This window comes from Corynebacterium drakensteinense (genome assembly GCF_041224285.1).
GTDB lineage: Bacteria > Actinomycetota > Actinomycetes > Mycobacteriales > Mycobacteriaceae > Corynebacterium.
Genome location: NZ_JAXOFP010000006.1, coordinates 82,650 through 97,578, shown reverse-complemented (window position 1 = coordinate 97,578; position 14,929 = coordinate 82,650). Strand labels below are relative to the sequence as shown.

At 55.4% G+C, this 14,929-nt stretch carries 12 protein-coding genes and 1 pseudogene; 7 read left to right on the top strand and 6 right to left on the bottom strand.

The window, feature by feature from the left end; genetic code table 11:
* Positions 1–16: 16 nt before the first annotated feature.
* The 4 genes from U1140_RS05155 (at position 17) to U1140_RS05140 (ending at position 3,792) form a co-directional block, all read left to right on the top strand.
* On the top strand, positions 17–793 hold the full coding sequence (locus tag U1140_RS05155) for an enoyl-CoA hydratase/isomerase family protein (RefSeq protein WP_369846465.1): 777 nt from the start codon (positions 17–19) through the stop codon (positions 791–793).
* Between the two features lie 65 nt (positions 794–858).
* Positions 859–2,064 (top strand): acetyl-CoA C-acyltransferase, encoded by a 1,206-nt coding sequence (locus U1140_RS05150; RefSeq protein ID WP_369846464.1) that lies wholly within the window; start codon positions 859–861, stop codon positions 2,062–2,064.
* A gap of 42 nt (positions 2,065–2,106) precedes the next feature.
* Positions 2,107–2,883, top strand: a complete 777-nt coding sequence (locus U1140_RS05145) for an enoyl-CoA hydratase/isomerase family protein (protein ID WP_369846463.1) — start codon at positions 2,107–2,109, stop codon at positions 2,881–2,883.
* A 24-nt stretch (positions 2,884–2,907) separates the two neighbouring features.
* The gene (locus tag U1140_RS05140) at positions 2,908–3,792 is read left to right on the top strand and encodes a 3-hydroxyacyl-CoA dehydrogenase family protein (protein WP_369846462.1); all 885 of its coding nucleotides are present in this window, start codon (positions 2,908–2,910) and stop codon (positions 3,790–3,792) included.
* Here U1140_RS05140 and U1140_RS05135 read toward each other — a convergent pair.
* A complete protein-coding gene (locus U1140_RS05135) occupies positions 3,789–4,196 on the bottom strand; it encodes a PaaI family thioesterase (RefSeq protein ID WP_369846461.1) in 408 nt (135 codons plus the stop codon). The genes U1140_RS05140 and U1140_RS05135 overlap by 4 nt on opposite strands.
* A gap of 94 nt (positions 4,197–4,290) precedes the next feature.
* Between U1140_RS05135 and paaZ the strand changes: the two genes are divergently transcribed.
* A complete protein-coding gene (paaZ, locus tag U1140_RS05130) occupies positions 4,291–6,405 on the top strand; it encodes a phenylacetic acid degradation bifunctional protein PaaZ (protein ID WP_369846460.1) in 2,115 nt (704 codons plus the stop codon).
* Between the two features lie 24 nt (positions 6,406–6,429).
* Here paaZ and U1140_RS05125 read toward each other — a convergent pair whose 3' ends face one another.
* Together U1140_RS05125 and U1140_RS05120 are read right to left on the bottom strand one after the other, a co-directional pair.
* The gene (locus tag U1140_RS05125) at positions 6,430–6,843 is read right to left on the bottom strand and encodes a hypothetical protein (RefSeq protein ID WP_369846499.1); all 414 of its coding nucleotides are present in this window, start codon (positions 6,841–6,843) and stop codon (positions 6,430–6,432) included.
* Between the two features lie 174 nt (positions 6,844–7,017).
* Positions 7,018–7,062 (bottom strand): annotated as a pseudogene (locus U1140_RS05120) (hypothetical protein); the annotation flags it as partial.
* A gap of 1,471 nt (positions 7,063–8,533) precedes the next feature.
* Between U1140_RS05120 and U1140_RS05115 the strand changes: the two are divergent.
* Positions 8,534–9,847 (top strand): anaerobic C4-dicarboxylate transporter, encoded by a 1,314-nt coding sequence (locus tag U1140_RS05115; RefSeq protein ID WP_369846459.1) that lies wholly within the window; start codon positions 8,534–8,536, stop codon positions 9,845–9,847.
* 17 nt (positions 9,848–9,864) lie between these two features.
* On the opposite strand, the gene U1140_RS05110 is transcribed toward U1140_RS05115, so the two are convergent.
* Together U1140_RS05110 and panD are read right to left on the bottom strand one after the other, a co-directional pair.
* A complete protein-coding gene (locus U1140_RS05110) occupies positions 9,865–11,400 on the bottom strand; it encodes an anion permease (RefSeq protein WP_369846458.1) in 1,536 nt (511 codons plus the stop codon).
* 205 nt (positions 11,401–11,605) lie between these two features.
* Complete coding sequence (panD, locus tag U1140_RS05105; protein ID WP_369846457.1) at positions 11,606–12,019, bottom strand: aspartate 1-decarboxylase; 414 nt, start codon at positions 12,017–12,019, stop codon at positions 11,606–11,608.
* Positions 12,020–12,201: 182 nt separating this feature from the next.
* On the opposite strand from panD, the gene U1140_RS05100 reads away from it, so the two are divergent.
* Positions 12,202–13,563 carry an ATP-binding protein gene (locus U1140_RS05100; RefSeq protein ID WP_369846456.1) on the top strand — a complete coding sequence of 454 codons (1,362 nt, stop codon included), beginning with the start codon at positions 12,202–12,204 and terminating at the stop codon, positions 13,561–13,563.
* A gap of 38 nt (positions 13,564–13,601) precedes the next feature.
* On the opposite strand, the gene galK is transcribed toward U1140_RS05100, so the two are convergent.
* A complete protein-coding gene (gene galK, locus U1140_RS05095; RefSeq protein WP_369846454.1) occupies positions 13,602–14,912 on the bottom strand; it encodes a galactokinase in 1,311 nt (436 codons plus the stop codon).
* Positions 14,913–14,929 lie beyond the last annotated feature (17 nt).

Genomic DNA, 14,929 nt, shown 5'->3' with positions numbered 1-14,929 from the left:
GAACTAAGGACCCAGTATGATTGATCTCCACCTCGATCACGATGCCAATTTGGCCGAGGTTGTTCTCAACATTCCCAAAGCAATGAATTCTTTACAAGAAGCGGACATTGCTGAATTAAGCCGCGCGTACTCAGATGCAGCGGATGCAGGAGTGCGAGCGCTAATTCTCCGGGGCGAAGGCAAAGGATTTTGCGCAGGACGAAACATCAAGGGCATTGAACCGGAAAATGATGATGCCTATGAATATTTGGAACGCCAGCTAACACCAGTCTTGAAACAAATGAGCGAATTTCCTGCTCCCACATTCGCGGCGGTGCACGGTCCATGCCTGGGCGTGGGGCTGGGACTCGCGATTGCGACAGACGTGGTTTATGTCGCAGAGAATGCCAAAATCGGATCTCCTTTTGCCAAACTCGGCGCGACCCTCGATTCCGGGGGGCACGCACTTTTTGTCGAGAGATTGGGCGCGCACCGGACGATGGACTTAATTATTTCCGGTGATCTCATAAGCGGGGAAGAAGCGGTCAAACTTGGTTTGTTCTCACGGGCGCTGCCAGAAGAAGAATTGTTGGAGTTTACACGTCGGCAAGCGAAAACCGCAGCACAAGGGGCTACCCATGCTTTTATGACATCGCGTGAGCTTGTGTCTGATATCCGTGACCGACGAACGGGTTTGTGGGACAGCCTGCATAAAGAAAACAAGCTGCAGGCTCAATTGTGCGCATCAGCGGACTATAAGGAAGGATTTGCGGCCTTCAACGAGAAGCGTGAACCGAAATTTACAGGTCAGTAAAACCCTGCGTAGGCAGGCAATGAACGCATGAATAGATGAATATACGAATAAAGGAGCACTAAAGCATGGCTACTAACGACGCTTTCTTGGTATCTGCGAAACGCACCCCGGTTGGGCGCTACGGCGGAGCATTATCTGCGGTGCGCCCGGATGATCTCGCCGCATTGACTATCAAAGCTGTACTTGAGGACACCGGGCTTGAGACGACGGCGGTGGATGAAGTGGTCTACGGCAATGCCAACGGTGCAGGAGAAGAAAACCGGAACGTGGCCCGAATGGCGTGGTTGCTTGCCGGTGGTGATGAATCTGTTCCGGGCATGACGATCAATCGGCTGTGCGCATCTGGCATGTCCGCAATTTCGGTTGCCAGCGCCATGGTGCAATCAGGACAAGCCGACGTTGTCATTGCAGGCGGAGTGGAATCGATGTCCCGTGCGCCCTGGGTGATGGAAAAGCCGACCAAAGGTTTCGCCAAACCAGGTGAAGTATTTGATACTGCGATTGGATGGCGATTTGTCAACGAAAAATTCGCTGCGAAGGACAAAATGACTTATTCCATGCCGGAAACGGCTGAAGAAGTCGCACGGCAGCGAAATATTTCCCGGGAAGATGCTGATGAATTCGCTGTAAAATCACACGAACGTGCTTTGCAAGCGATTGCTGCCGGAAAATTCGATCGGGAAATAGTGCCAGTTAGCGTTGTTGGACGCAAAGGTGCGGTGACGGTTGTTGATACAGACGAAGGACCACGGCCGGGTACGTCGGCCGAAGTCTTATCCCGGTTATCTCCGGTTGTGGCAGGCGGAGAAGTCACAACGGCAGGTAATGCATCGTCCTTGAATGATGGCGCATCAGCGGTGGTTGTGGCTTCACAAGCAGCAATTGATAAATATGGTCTGCGCCCGCGCGCTCGTATAGCAGGCTCCACTGCTGTTGGCGTAGCACCGGAAATTATGGGAATTGGACCGGTGCCAGCAACAAAGAAACTCTTGAATGTCACCGGGTGGGAACTATCTTCGGTTGATGCAATCGAACTCAATGAGGCCTTTGCCTCGCAATCCCTTGCCTGCATCCGGGAGTTGGGCCTTGCTGAGGCGAAAGTCAATGCCTGGGGCGGGGCAATTGCTCTTGGACACCCACTCGGATCCTCTGGGTCACGGCTTGTCACTACTTTGCTGCACAGGTTGGAAGATGCCCAGGAACAACGAGGTATTGCCACGTTGTGCGTCGGTGTTGGGCAAGGCTGTGCGATTGCTATTGAACGAGTCTGATCAGCCAAAGTTCTGACCAGTACAAGTAAGGAAAGAAAAGATATGACTTTTCCAGAATTCCGGACCCTCCGAATCCAGCAGCACGACGATTACGTAGTTGCGCAGCTTGACCGGCCACAGGTGCGTAACGCCATAGACCAGGTCATGGTCGACGAGTTGCATGAGTTATGCGGAATTGTGGAAAAAGACCCGCAGACTTTGGTCATCACTGGTTGTACCGTGGAGACTTCCCGTGGGAAAAAAGCCATTTTTGCCTCAGGTGCAGATATCGCTCAATTGCGTGAACGACGCCGTGACGACGCGCTGCGCGGTATCAATTCCACGATTTTCCAACGGATCGCGCAGCTACCTGCTCCCGTCATTGCTGCCGTTGATGGTATTGCACTGGGTGGCGGCCTGGAATTGGCATTAGCTGCTGATTTCCGGATTGCGACCCCGGAAGCAAAATTTGGTCAGCCAGAAGCACAGCTCGGAATCATCGCTGCTGCTGGTGGGACGTACCGATTGAAAAATTTGGTGGGTGAAGCCGTCGCAAAGGAGATCCTGCTCGCCGGGCGAATTCTGGATGGGACCGAAGCAAAAGAGACCCATCTGGTTAACGAATTGTATTCAGCAGACGAATTAGTGGCAGGAGCACACGATCTCGCGGCACGAATCGCGAAGCAGGATCCTTTAGCAGTACGCATCACCAAGCGAGTATTGGATATGCCTGAGGCCGCTCATCCGCAGGTCGATAACTTGGCACAAGCAATTTTATTTGAATCCGATGCCAAATTTGAACGTATGCAGGAATTTTTAGACCGCAAGAATAAGCGATAAAAACTGGAGTCAGGAGAAAATACAATGAGTGGAACCTCAGAGTCACCAACCACAGCGAAGAGCTTCCCAGATCGGGTCGGTGTCATGGGAGGCGGACGAATGGGTGCAGGGATTGCGCATGCATTTTTGTCCGCGGGCGCAACCGTGACCGTCGTCGACATTAATGATGATGCTTTAGAAGCTGCACGCAAGCGCATCACCAAATCTGTTACCGGATCGATCGACCGTGGTGCTCCAGGAACCACTGACGAATGGATGCAGCGTGTACAGCTCAGTGCGGATGCCGGCGATTTTGCTAACTGCAGTCTGGTGGTCGAAGCAGTACCCGAGTCGATGGAGCTGAAAACTAAAGCCTTCAACGCGATTTCACAAGCAGCGCCTGAAGCCATGATTGCTACTAACACGTCGTCGCTGTCAGTCACAGAACTTGCCGACGTGGTCACGAACGATGTGATTGGCCTCCACTTTTTCAATCCGGTACCAGCGTCAAAACTGGTTGAGGTCGTCGTCGCCAAGAGCACTCCTGACGAACTAGTGAGTGATGCTCAAGAATGGGTAGAAGCCCTCGGTAAAACACCAGTGGTGGTCAAAGATGCACCGGGGTTTGCGTCCTCGCGGCTTGGTGTTGCTATCGCGTTGGAAGCTATCCGCATGGTGGAACAGGGTGTTGCGAGCCCGAAAGACATTGATAACGCGATGGTGCTCGGCTACAAATTCCCAGTAGGCCCACTAGAACTGACCGACATCGTCGGTTTGGATGTCCGATTGGGGATTGCGGAATATTTGGAAGAAACCCTGGGCGAACGGTTCGTTCCACCGAAACTCATGCGGGAAATGGTGGAACGTGGTGAGCTCGGTCGAAAAGCGGGCAAGGGGTTCTACGATTACAGCAGTGATTCGCAATGCTAATTTCGGGGATCAACGATGGCATTGCTGATGCGCGCAGTGCACAATCGCTTGCCGACGTCGTCCGTGATGATGACTTCGTGGCTGCACATTGTTTTGCCCAGTTTGATTGCCGTTGCCGTTGCCGTTGCCCAACCATTTCTTCCCGACGAATGATGGGTGGCATTGATATCTACTCCAACGGCGACTTTGCCAAACCGCGAGGCGTGGATAACTGCGGCCCAAGAACCGACCGCTTCTGCTAAACACACCATGGCTCCGCCGTGTAACAGGCCTAAAGACTGGCGGTTGCCGTCAATCGGCATCCGCGCAACGACGGTTTCTGGGGATTCTTCCAGAACTTCTACGCCCATCTTTTCATCTAATTCGCCAAGAACAATTTTCCATGTGGAATTTTCAGCCATCATAGGCTCCTTCAAAAATTCATAACAACGGTGGATCGTTACAACCACTATAGGGCTCTCACTAGAGAACGTTCCCCAGAATAGAAAGGATTACAAAATGACTACGACAACAGCAAATACCTCCATGCCGGAAGAAACGGCTCAGGTCGTACCAAGCTATCTCCGCGGCCAGTGGGTAACACCAGAAGACGTTTCTGATGCAACGCAAGTGCGAGATGCCGCGACCGGTGAGGTGGTCTGCCGGTTTAGTGCCAAAGGCTTGGATATTGCTTCCGCGGTGGATTATGCACGCGAAGTAGGCGCAAGTAACCTGCAAAAATACACGTTGCATGAGCGTGCAATGATGATTAAAGAGATGGGGCTTTACCTGAAAAAGCACCGGGATGAGTTAAACGCGCTCGCACATAAAACCGGTGCGAATAAGCGGGACAATTTTGTTGACGTTGATGGCGGTATTACCACCGCGCTGGTTATTTCGTCCAAAGCACGGAAAGAATTACCCAATTCTCAGGTCATAGTTGATGCAGCAGAACCGGAAGTGCTTTCGGCCGACGGCTCATTTTTGGGTACTCATATTTTCGTTCCGCAGCAGGGAATTGCCGTTCAGATCAACGCGTTTAACTTTCCGGTATGGGGGATGTTGGAAAAATTTGCTCCTGCTTTTATCGCTGGAGTTCCCACTATCGTCAAGCCGGGTACTCCTTCTGGGTACGTCACCCAGGCGTGTGTGAAGTTCATGGTTGAGTCCGGCATTTTGCCAGATGGTGCGATTCAATTGATTTCGGGTTCGGCGCGCGATTTGCTGGATTATTTGGATTACCGGGATCAAGTGGCATTCACAGGGTCTGCAGCGACAGCGCAGAAATTACGTGCTCATCGCAATGTTGCCGAAAACGGTGTGCAGTTTAGTTCTGAGGCTGACTCGTTGAACGCGGCTATTTTGGGCGCGGATGTAGCTCCGGAAGACCCTGAGTTCGAGATCTTTATCAAGGCGGTATTCGCCGAAATGACTGCAAAAGCCGGGCAGAAATGTACCGCCATCCGTCGTGTACTGGTGCCAAACCACCTGAAGGGTGCTGTTGCGCAGGCACTTCGGGAACGGTTAGCTACGAAGGTGGTTGCCGGAGACCCACGTGACGAGAACGCGACGATGGGGCCGTTGGTTTCTGTGGACCAGCGCGCTGATGTCGCTGCGGCAGTGACTCGCTTGGTAGATGCTGGTGGGCAGTTGGTCTGCGGTGGACCGGATGAATTAGGCGGTGCATACTTTGCCCCTACGGTGCTCACCTTCGATGACGCGTATGCACCGGCCGTTCATGACGTTGAGGCTTTTGGTCCCGTCGTTTCTATCGTTGGATATTTGGACACCGTGGAAGCGATTGAATTGGCTGCGCTTGGTCGAGGATCTTTGGTTGCCTCTGTGGTTACTCACGACCCAGAAATTGCTGCTGAGTTTGCTCGCGGGATCGGGGCACACCATGGTCGATTGCATTTCCTTGACCGGGATGACGCGAAAACCTCGACTGGACATGGTTCTCCTCTGCCGAATTTGATTCACGGAGGGCCCGGTCGTGCTGGCGGTGGCGAAGAATTAGGTGGCGTGCGTTCCATCAAGCACCATATGCAGCGGGTTGCGATCCAAGGAACGCCTGATCATCTGACTGCCATTACCGGGATTTGGCATCGGGGGGCGAAGACGAACACTGTGTCGCGGGAAGACGTAGAATCTGGTCGAGGGGTACACCCATTCCGGAAATCGATTGCGGAGTTAGAAATTGGTGACCAGTTTGTTTCCGATTTCCGTGAAGTGCGGCTGGAAGACATTATCGCGTTTGCAGAATCCACTGGTGATCAGTTCTATGCTCATACAGATGCGAAAGCGGCCGCAGCGAATCCGTTTTTCCCGAGCCAAGTAGCGCATGGCTACTTGCTGGTTTCTTGGGCAGCTGGATTGTTCGTGGAACCCGCGCCGGGCCCGGTACTGGCTAATATTGGCTTGGAAAACCTGAAGTTTTTGACCCCGGTTCCTGCTGGTGATTCCATCCAGGTGGTGCTGACTTGTAAACAGATTAAGCCCCGGGAGAACGAAATTTATGGCGATGTTTATTGGGATGCGCAGTTGTTGAACCAGGATGGCGAGTTGTGTGCTTCCTATGATGTGCTTACTGGTGTGGAAAAGGAACACACTACTTTTGTGAATTGGTCCGACTAGTTCCGTGATTTTGCGCCTGGTTATCTAAAACGGCGGCTCGGTATAAGACTTTTGCTGGGCAGCCGCCACCCAGGGGTCGCCTGCAACGTCGGGCTGGGTGACTGTGCACTCGTCTGTGCGATCCCGGGATTCAGCCCCTGGGTCGAGGTTCCGTATCTCAGTAATTGCTTCTTGGATTTTGTTGATGTGTTTCCGGCAGGCGGCAATTGTGATCGCGCGGAAACTATCGTGATTCAGCATGCTTTGCAGCTTTAAGACATCGCTATACCAGAGCTGGTGCTCTTCCGTCATTGTTTCCGATGTTCTTGATGTTTTCGGGGGCTGCGACGGTGTTGGCATCCCCGGTGTATCTGCTTGGTTGTTTTCCGCGGCCAAACGCTGCATCTTCTGCGCTTCTTCGCGCTGGGCATTACGGTAGCACGCAATTTTCTGTGCCACGGTTTGTACCCAGCGTCGGTTCCGCTTAGCCAGTGGACCTTCGGCATCGGTGGATTGCCAGGTGCCGTCGGCGAATAGCCACACAACGGTTCCGCTGGCTGGTTCGAAAATGGGGCGGGTGCGTTTGTCGGTTTTGATGTTGTGGTGGTGTTGGCATAGTGCGATGAGGTTGGCCGGGGTGGTGGGTCCGCCGTCGTCGTATTCGATGACGTGGTCCATTTGGCACATGGTCGCGGGTGTTTGTGCAGCCTGGGTAGCGGCAGTGTCCATCGCGGCCGGTCACGGCAGCGCGCATGGTTGGTGTGGTGGCATAGCCTGTGACTTCGTGGTTGGCTACGGCGTCCATGTCGTGGTGTTTGGCGGCTTGGTTGGCGAGGGCGTCGGCGGCCGCACCGAACAGTGTTTGTTCGCCAGCGCCGGTCGTGGTGGAGACGAACAGCGGGGCGTCGTCGACGTCATTCGCACGGTAGCAATTCAGGGTCACGGAAGTTTGTGCATTTCCCAAAAGTAGGTCGATGGTGGCGTCGCGAAGCGAAACGCCGGTTTGTTGTGCATGTTCGCGGATGTGCGCATCAATGGTTACGGCGGTGGCGGCGTCGGTATCGAAGCGAATTTCATGCGTATCGGTATCGTTGCGCTCAAAATCGGGAATATCGTTGACACCGTAGGTCTTCCTGGGCGATTCCTTCTTTTTATCCTTGCGCACCGAAGAATCAAGGGCATCAATTTCGCGGGTGATCCGGTTTCTGATGGTTCTTCTCGACGCCATCTGCTGGTTCGGTTTCGTTGGAGTGAGAAGCTCTACGAGCAGCTCATCAACGGCGGCAAACAGGTGGGCATTGACGGCGCCTGCTTTGTCTAGGGCGCGATCAATGGTGATCCAGTGGTCGATATCTAGTTGCCACATGGAGGTTGCCAGTGTGCGCAACTTCGGAAGATCCGACATGCGGTAAAACGCGCTGGCGATGTCACCGGCCTTGTGGTTGCCAACACCGCTGGCTGCAGTGATATCACGCAGCATGAGATCGAAATCATCACTGGCGAGATCAGTAATCCGTTTCCATGCACAATACGCGTGACGACGCAGCTCCAGCATCGCCATGGCATTTTTATTGTGTGGATTGCAGTGGGTGAAATATGCCTCCGGGGAGCCCGAAGAATGCTCGACGCCGTGACGGTTTCTGTGGTTGCTGTTTTGTGTCATGACGCCCTCCCCGAACGTTATTACTAATTAAGATAATTTCAGTCTAGTGGGGGATGTTCAAAAAGCAACGGTGTTCGAATGATGTAGTGCCCTAAAAATTTGGGGCAGCGCGTTATGGAACCTCATGACGTCAAGAGCGGTCGGATATAAGTGCAACATAAGCGCTAATAATGATGGGATTTTGTGTCCTGGTTCTGTAAGGTGTGGGAATTAACTTACGCTGCAGTAAGCCCAAAGGTATGGAAGAGGTGTTCGGATTCCAGAAGCATTCCAGCCAAGATAAAATTAATGAAAAATTATGTATGTTCGAATCGCTTTCGCTTGGTTTTTACCGGAGAAGCGTCGAGAGCAGGGAAGCATCGAGAGGGGTAAAACACATATGGGTCGCACCACAAATGCACTAATTGTGAAAACAAAATCGACCGGTTCCGAGACAATGGAAGCGCAGGCGTAACTGTAAACAGCTACAAATAAACGAAAGGGAGCATGGGCGTGGTTATTGTTCACATTGCTATCGTGCTCGGCGCCATCTTCCTCGGTGCACGAATCGGTTCCATCGGTATCGGTATGGCCGGTGGTTTAGGCGTCGTTCTGCTGGGCCTTTCTGGAATTCCCGTCACCCGGGAAGATATTCCTTTCGATGTCATCGCCATCATCATGACGGTCATCGCCGCCATCGCAGCGATGCAACGCGCTGGCGGCATGGACTACCTCGTGCACATCGCCGAACGTTTCCTGCGCAAACACCCCAAGCGCATTACCTTCTACGCGCCTGTCGTCACCTGGCTGATGACGGTCCTCGCAGGTACTGGTCACACGGCCTTTTCGACGCTTCCTGTCATCGTGGAAGTTGCAAAAGAAGGCAAAGTCCGCCCATCACGCCCCCTGTCGGTGGCCGTTGTCGCTTCGCAAATGGCCATCTGCGCCTCCCCGATCTCCGCCGCCGTCGTTTTGCTGGCTGGCCTGCTGGAACCGATGGGCGTTGGCTATCTGCAGGTGCTCGCGGTCGTCATCCCAGCAACTTTTATTTCAATCTTCCCGGCCGCCTGGTTAGCCAATAAATTCGGCAAAGAACTTGTCGACGACCCCGTCTATCTGGAGCGCAAAGCACAAGGCTTGGTGGCAGAACCACTCGGGGCAAAAAACTACCAGCCGGAAGCCGGTGCCAAAGCCTCCGTTTTGATTTTCCTCGCCGCCATCGTCATCGTCATGGCCTGGGCAACCATCACCTCCGATCAGATCGGCCTCATCGCCGAGCCAACCTTGCCGCGAAATGAAGCCATCATGACGGTCATGCTGACGGCGGCGACGATCATCGTCATGCTCACCAAAGTCCCTGCTGGCGACGTTCTCAATACCCCGGTTTTCAAATCAGGCATGTCTGCCTGCGTGTGCGTGTTGGGTGTTGCCTGGCTCGGAACCACGCTGATCAACCACTACCTGGACGATATTCAAAACCTCGCCGGTGGTGTTCTGGAATCTTCGCCATGGTTGCTTGCGGTGGTCCTCTTCTTCGGCGCGGCACTGCTGTACTCGCAGGCAGCGACGACGAAAGCGCTCATGCCCGCTGCGCTCGCCCTCGGCGTCAACCCAGTTACTGCCGTTGCTGCGTTTCCGGCAGTATCCGCGCTGTTCATCTTACCGACCTACCCGACGCTGCTGGCGGCCGTCGAAATGGATGACACCGGCACCACCCGTATCGGCAAGGCGGTATTCAACCACCCATTCCTGGTCCCTGGAGTGGTCAGCATCGCTAGCTCGGTGCTGCTCGGTTATGCGTTTGGAGCAGTGATTATCTAGCGAGTGGTCAGCGCGAACTAGCTCATCATGCCTAGCAGCATGAGCCAGGCGGTGCCGACGACGCCAAAGATCACGATGTTGATCACCGAGGCGATGAACGAGACACGGAACCATTCGGCCGTCTTGATAAAACCAGAACCGTAAATCAGCCCTGCTGGGCCGGAAGCATAATGCGTCAACGCGCCGATCAAGTTGCTTGCAAAACCCAGCATGAGTGCAGCAAACAACGGTGGTGCGCCGGCGGCCACAGCTGCACCCAAAAATACCGAATACAGCGCAATGATCTGCGCAGTGTTCGAGGCAAACAAATAGTGCACGTAGAAATACACCAACGCCAAGATCACAAAGGCCACAACCCAGTGCATTCCGCCGATCAGGCCGGCAACGCCCTCGCCGATCCAGTCGACGACGCCCAATTCGTTGAGCTGGCTAGCCATGCCCACCAGCACGGAAAAGAAAATCAACGTCGACCACGCACCATTATTCGCGGCCATCGTCTTCCACGTCAGCACCTTCGTCACCAACAAAATGGCGATGCCCAAAAACGCCGCCGAGGTAGCCGACACCCCAAGCTGCGAACCGAACATCCACAGGCCGAGCAGCAGTACAAACGTTGTCAACATGATCCACTCGGCAGTGGTCATCGGGCCGAGTTCCCGCAGCTCATCGCGGGCGTGCCCTGGTGCATTTGGTGTCTTCTTCAGCGTCGGCGGATACACCTTCGACATTGCCCACGGCATCACGAGCAACGCCACCAAACCGGGAGCCAAGCCAGCCAGTGCCCACGTACCCCAGCTGATGTCAATACCTTGGTCAGCGGCTAGGTTTACCGCGACGGGGTTACCAGCCATCGCGGTAATAAACATTGCCGAGGTGATCGTGTTGACCTGCAGTGCAGTCAACGACAGATAAGAACCTAGCCGTTTGCGGGATTCATCAGTATCCGGCCGGGAATCATTGACGTGCGCCAGCGATTTAATGATCGGGTAGACCACGCCACCAGCACGCGCGGTATTCGACGGCGTCGCCGGAGCCAACACCAAATCCGTCAAGGCCATGCCATAAGACAACCCGAGCGAACTCCGCCCCAGTGCAGACACAAACAACAGCGCGATGCGTCGGCCAAAACCGGTGATCAAAAACCCATCAGCGATGAAAAACGCGGCCACGATCAGCCAGATCGTGGAATTACCGAACCCTTGCAGTGCCTCTTCCTTGGCATCCATCGTGCCGGTGATCATGGCGACGGCCAGACCAATGAGGGCGACAGAAGCCGTCGGCAAGGGCTGCAAGATCAGCCCCAAAATTGTGCCGACGAAAATTCCCGCCATGTGCATGCCACGCGGGTCGACGCCCTCGGGCGCGGGCAGGAAATAAATGATCGCGGTGACAGCGATGATCACTGCGACTTGCAGAGTAGCTTTTGTGGAAAATTTCGAGCCGGTGGATTCTTGCGTCGGCTCGCCGGAGTTTGCTCCAGAGGTTGTTCCGGAATTTACTCCAGAGTTTGCGCTAGAGGTTGCTCCAGGATCTGATTCTGTGGTTGTGCTCATGCTGATCTTTCCGCGGTAATGAATGCGGGAATGCGACGGCGGTGCGCATGACCTTCGGGCCGGTGCGCGGTGCCGTCGTCTGGTGGACACAGTTATGGTACGTCTGCAGACCAGCGTCGTACAGGGGTTTTATTAGGAGTTGTCTCACTTTTCGGGCCACGGGCAGCAGCAAAACCGCAGGGTGATGCTTTCCCCTTACCGACGTTTATTCCGGGTGCCGCGGATTCAACAGCTCAGAGCCCTCGGGTGCGTGCGCCGGATCGCTACCGGCTTCGAGCTGCCTATTGTGCTCGTCGACGAAGATGACGCGCGAGCGATAATCCTGCAATTCCTCGTTGCTGTATTGCGCGTAGGCGATGATGATCACCAGGTCGCCGGGGTTTATCAGGCGCGCGGCTGCCCCGTTTATTCCGATGACGCCGGTGCCGCGTTCGCCGGTGATCGCGTAGGTGGTCAGGCGGTTGCCGTTGTTGATATCGACGATGTCGATCTGCTCACCCTCGAGGATATCTGCGGCTTCCATCAGGTCCGCGTCGATGGTGCACGAGCCTACATAGTGCAGGTCCGCCTGGGTGACGGTGGCGCGATGAATCTTGGATTTCAGCATGGTGCGTAACACGGCACATACCTTAGTCGGTGCGGTGGTGTGGTGATAAACGGTCGGTTGAAGGAATGATAAACGGCGTGCTAATGAGGTGTTAAATGGTCGGTTAGAACGGTGATAAATAGACTAGTAACTAAGTGATTAACGGTCGGTCAGGAAAGCGATAAACGGTCTATTTCAGTGCTAATATTGAGGTCATGGCTCTTAGTGGGTATCAATCAGATGGCCAGGAAAAATCAGGCAGCAATGCACAATCAAGTAACAAAGCAGAATTAAGCAGTAACGCGAAGAATTACCTGTGGCGCTACATCGATGACGAACTGGAAGCGCTGGATGGTCTCACAGCGATCGCGATCGATGGGGCAAAAGGCGTCGGCAAGTCCGAAACCAGCATCCGTCGGGCAGATGAAACCTGGTATCTAGACCGGGATAACGAGCGCGAATTGCTCTACGCGCAGATGGATAAAATCTTGCAGGGCCCGGGCACAATTTGTCTTGATGAGTGGCAACATGTCCCGCAGGTGTGGGATGCGGTGCGGCGCAACGTCGATAAGCACGTGGCTACCAGGTATTTGCTGACTGGTAGCGCTACCCCCACAAGTGGCGTCGACACGCACTCCGGTGCAGGTCGGATTCTGTCATTGCGCATGCGCCCGCTATCGGTGGCAGAACGTGACAACACGCAGCCTAGTGTCCGGATAGCGGAACTATTCGAGCAGAAAAATGATTCCCGCGTAGAAAATCCCTGCGTAGAAATTAGTGGTGCAACCGATTGGCAGTTGGCCGATTATGCCGAAGCAATTTGCTCGACCGGGCTGCCAGGCATCCGCACGCTGCCGCCGCGCGCCCGCAGGCAGCACGTAGCGTCTTATATCCATCGGGTTATTGACCGCGATATTCCGGAGCAAGGACTGTTGGTGCGCAAACCGGAATCCTTGCGCGCCTGGTGGCGTGCCTACGCTGAAGCATCGTCGACGCCGACGGCATACAACAAAATACTGGATGCGGCGACGGCAGGAGACAGCAACAAAACTGCCAAAGAAACAGCCCAGGGCTACCGTGATATGCTGCAAAAACTTTGGTTGCTTGATCCCGTCCCGGCGTGGCACCCGAACCGCACGCCGTTGAAACGCCTGACCACCGGGCCCAAACATCAGATTTTTGATCCGGGAATTGCAGCAGCCTTGCTGGGCGTCACGGCAGAAATGTTGGTCTCCCGTGATCCGGGCAGCTGGGAGCTGTTCGGTCAGCTGTTTGAATCTTTGGTTACCCTGACGGTGCGCGCAGCCGGCCAGGCAGCCGAGGCAGAGACAGCACATCTGCGGTTGCAAGGTGGAAGCAGAGAAGTCGATCTGATTCTGGAGCGTTACGACGGCAAGGTCATTGCTTTTGAGGTTAAACTCAACCCGGTTCCCACAGACCGCGACGTGCGGCATCTGAATTGGCTGGGAGAACAACTTGGCTCCCGGCTTGTCGACAAAATCGTGGTCACCACGGGAAGCCATGCGTATCGGCGTGCCGACGGATGCGCAGTTGTTCCTCTCGCATTATTGGGCTAGTACACGAGAGCCCCAGAAACCAGAACCTGCAGCTCGCGCTATGCTTCCCGACGCGCACCCGCCCCCGGAAGTGCCACCGCAAACTCGGGTTCGGCGAAACCGGCCTCGGCAAACGCCTGCGCGATCGCGGCCGCGGTCTCTTCAACCTTCTCAGCGGGCAGCAACGCGATCGACGAACCACCAAAACCACCGCCGGTCATGCGCGCACCGAGTGCGCCGTGCTCCATCGCGACGTCGACCGAAACGTCCAACTGCGCCACGCTCACCTCATAATCATCACGCAGCGAAGCGTGGCTGGCTTGCATGGATTCGCCGAACGCTGCCAGATCACCCGCCTGCAGCTGCTCGATTGCAGTCGCCGTCCGGGAGATCTCACTGACGATATGCCGCACCCGCTTGGCGACGGTTGCCTGCCACTCCGTGGCATCCACACCCTCGGGCGTGTTTGCCGCTGCCCAGCGCGCGGATGCAGCTTCCGCATCGTCGGCATAGCGCAAACTGCTTACGCCCAGGTCAGCGGTGACGCCATCGACGACGGCACGACGTGAGGCGTACTGGCCGTCGGCAAGCGTGTGCGGGGCATTCGTGTTGGTGATCAGCACGGCCAAACCGCGATCAGCGATGGCAAAAGGCACCTGCTGGGTGGAATCGGTGGCGAAATCGATCGCCAACGCGTGGCCCGGCTCAGCGAACAGTGCGATGCGCTGGTCCAAACCGCCAGTAGAGGCACCGACGACCTCATTTTCCGCGCGGATCGCCGCCTGCATGAGCGTAGTGCGAATGGACAACTGGGAAGCATCGGTGCGGGCATCGTCGTCAAGCCCGGCCAAATCCGCGGCAGCCAACGCCACCGAACATTCCAGGGCAGCAGAACTGGACAAGCCTGCGCCAACCGGCACATCCGAGATGATCGCGATGTTTAGCCCAGGCAAATCCAGGCCAGGCAAATCCAACCCAGACAGTTCCAGGCTTGCTGCCCACACGGTGCCGACGACGTACCCCGCCCAATCAGCCGGATAACCAGGGCATACCTGATCCATTGCGATCTCGGTGTGCATGGTCTCAGCTCCGAACTGCGAAACCACGCGGTAGACACCGTCGTTGTTCAGCGCCGCGGCAACATAGGTGCGCTGCGACAAAGCGAAGGGCAGGCAGATGCCGCCGGCATAGTCGACGTGCTCGCCGATCAGGTTTACGCGCCCCGGCGCCGACCACACGCCGGCGGGCCCAGTGTGCTCAGCGGGCTCGGTGGACTCAGCGGGCTTTGCAGCTCCGAAGTGTTCCCGATACAGCGCCGTGACATCGGCGACTGCCTGCTCAGGGGTGCGGGTGGAAAACCAATGAACCATCGTGATCAGCGACTTTC

Bases quoted from the DNA above. Each gene is read 5' to 3' on its own strand.
- U1140_RS05155 (WP_369846465.1), top strand. From the start codon at position 17: ATGATTGATCTCCACCTCGATCACGATGCCAATTTGGCCGAGGTTGTT.
- galK (WP_369846454.1), bottom strand. From the start codon at position 14,912: ATGGTTCATTGGTTTTCCACCCGCACCCCTGAGCAGGCAGTCGCCGAT.
- U1140_RS05100 (WP_369846456.1), top strand. From the start codon at position 12,202: ATGGCTCTTAGTGGGTATCAATCAGATGGCCAGGAAAAATCAGGCAGC.
- U1140_RS05145 (WP_369846463.1), top strand. From the start codon at position 2,107: ATGACTTTTCCAGAATTCCGGACCCTCCGAATCCAGCAGCACGACGAT.
- U1140_RS05110 (WP_369846458.1), bottom strand. From the start codon at position 11,400: ATGAGCACAACCACAGAATCAGATCCTGGAGCAACCTCTAGCGCAAAC.
- U1140_RS05115 (WP_369846459.1), top strand. From the start codon at position 8,534: ATGGGCGTGGTTATTGTTCACATTGCTATCGTGCTCGGCGCCATCTTC.
- U1140_RS05150 (WP_369846464.1), top strand. From the start codon at position 859: ATGGCTACTAACGACGCTTTCTTGGTATCTGCGAAACGCACCCCGGTT.
- U1140_RS05135 (WP_369846461.1), bottom strand. From the start codon at position 4,196: ATGATGGCTGAAAATTCCACATGGAAAATTGTTCTTGGCGAATTAGAT.
- paaZ (WP_369846460.1), top strand. From the start codon at position 4,291: ATGACTACGACAACAGCAAATACCTCCATGCCGGAAGAAACGGCTCAG.
- U1140_RS05140 (WP_369846462.1), top strand. From the start codon at position 2,908: ATGAGTGGAACCTCAGAGTCACCAACCACAGCGAAGAGCTTCCCAGAT.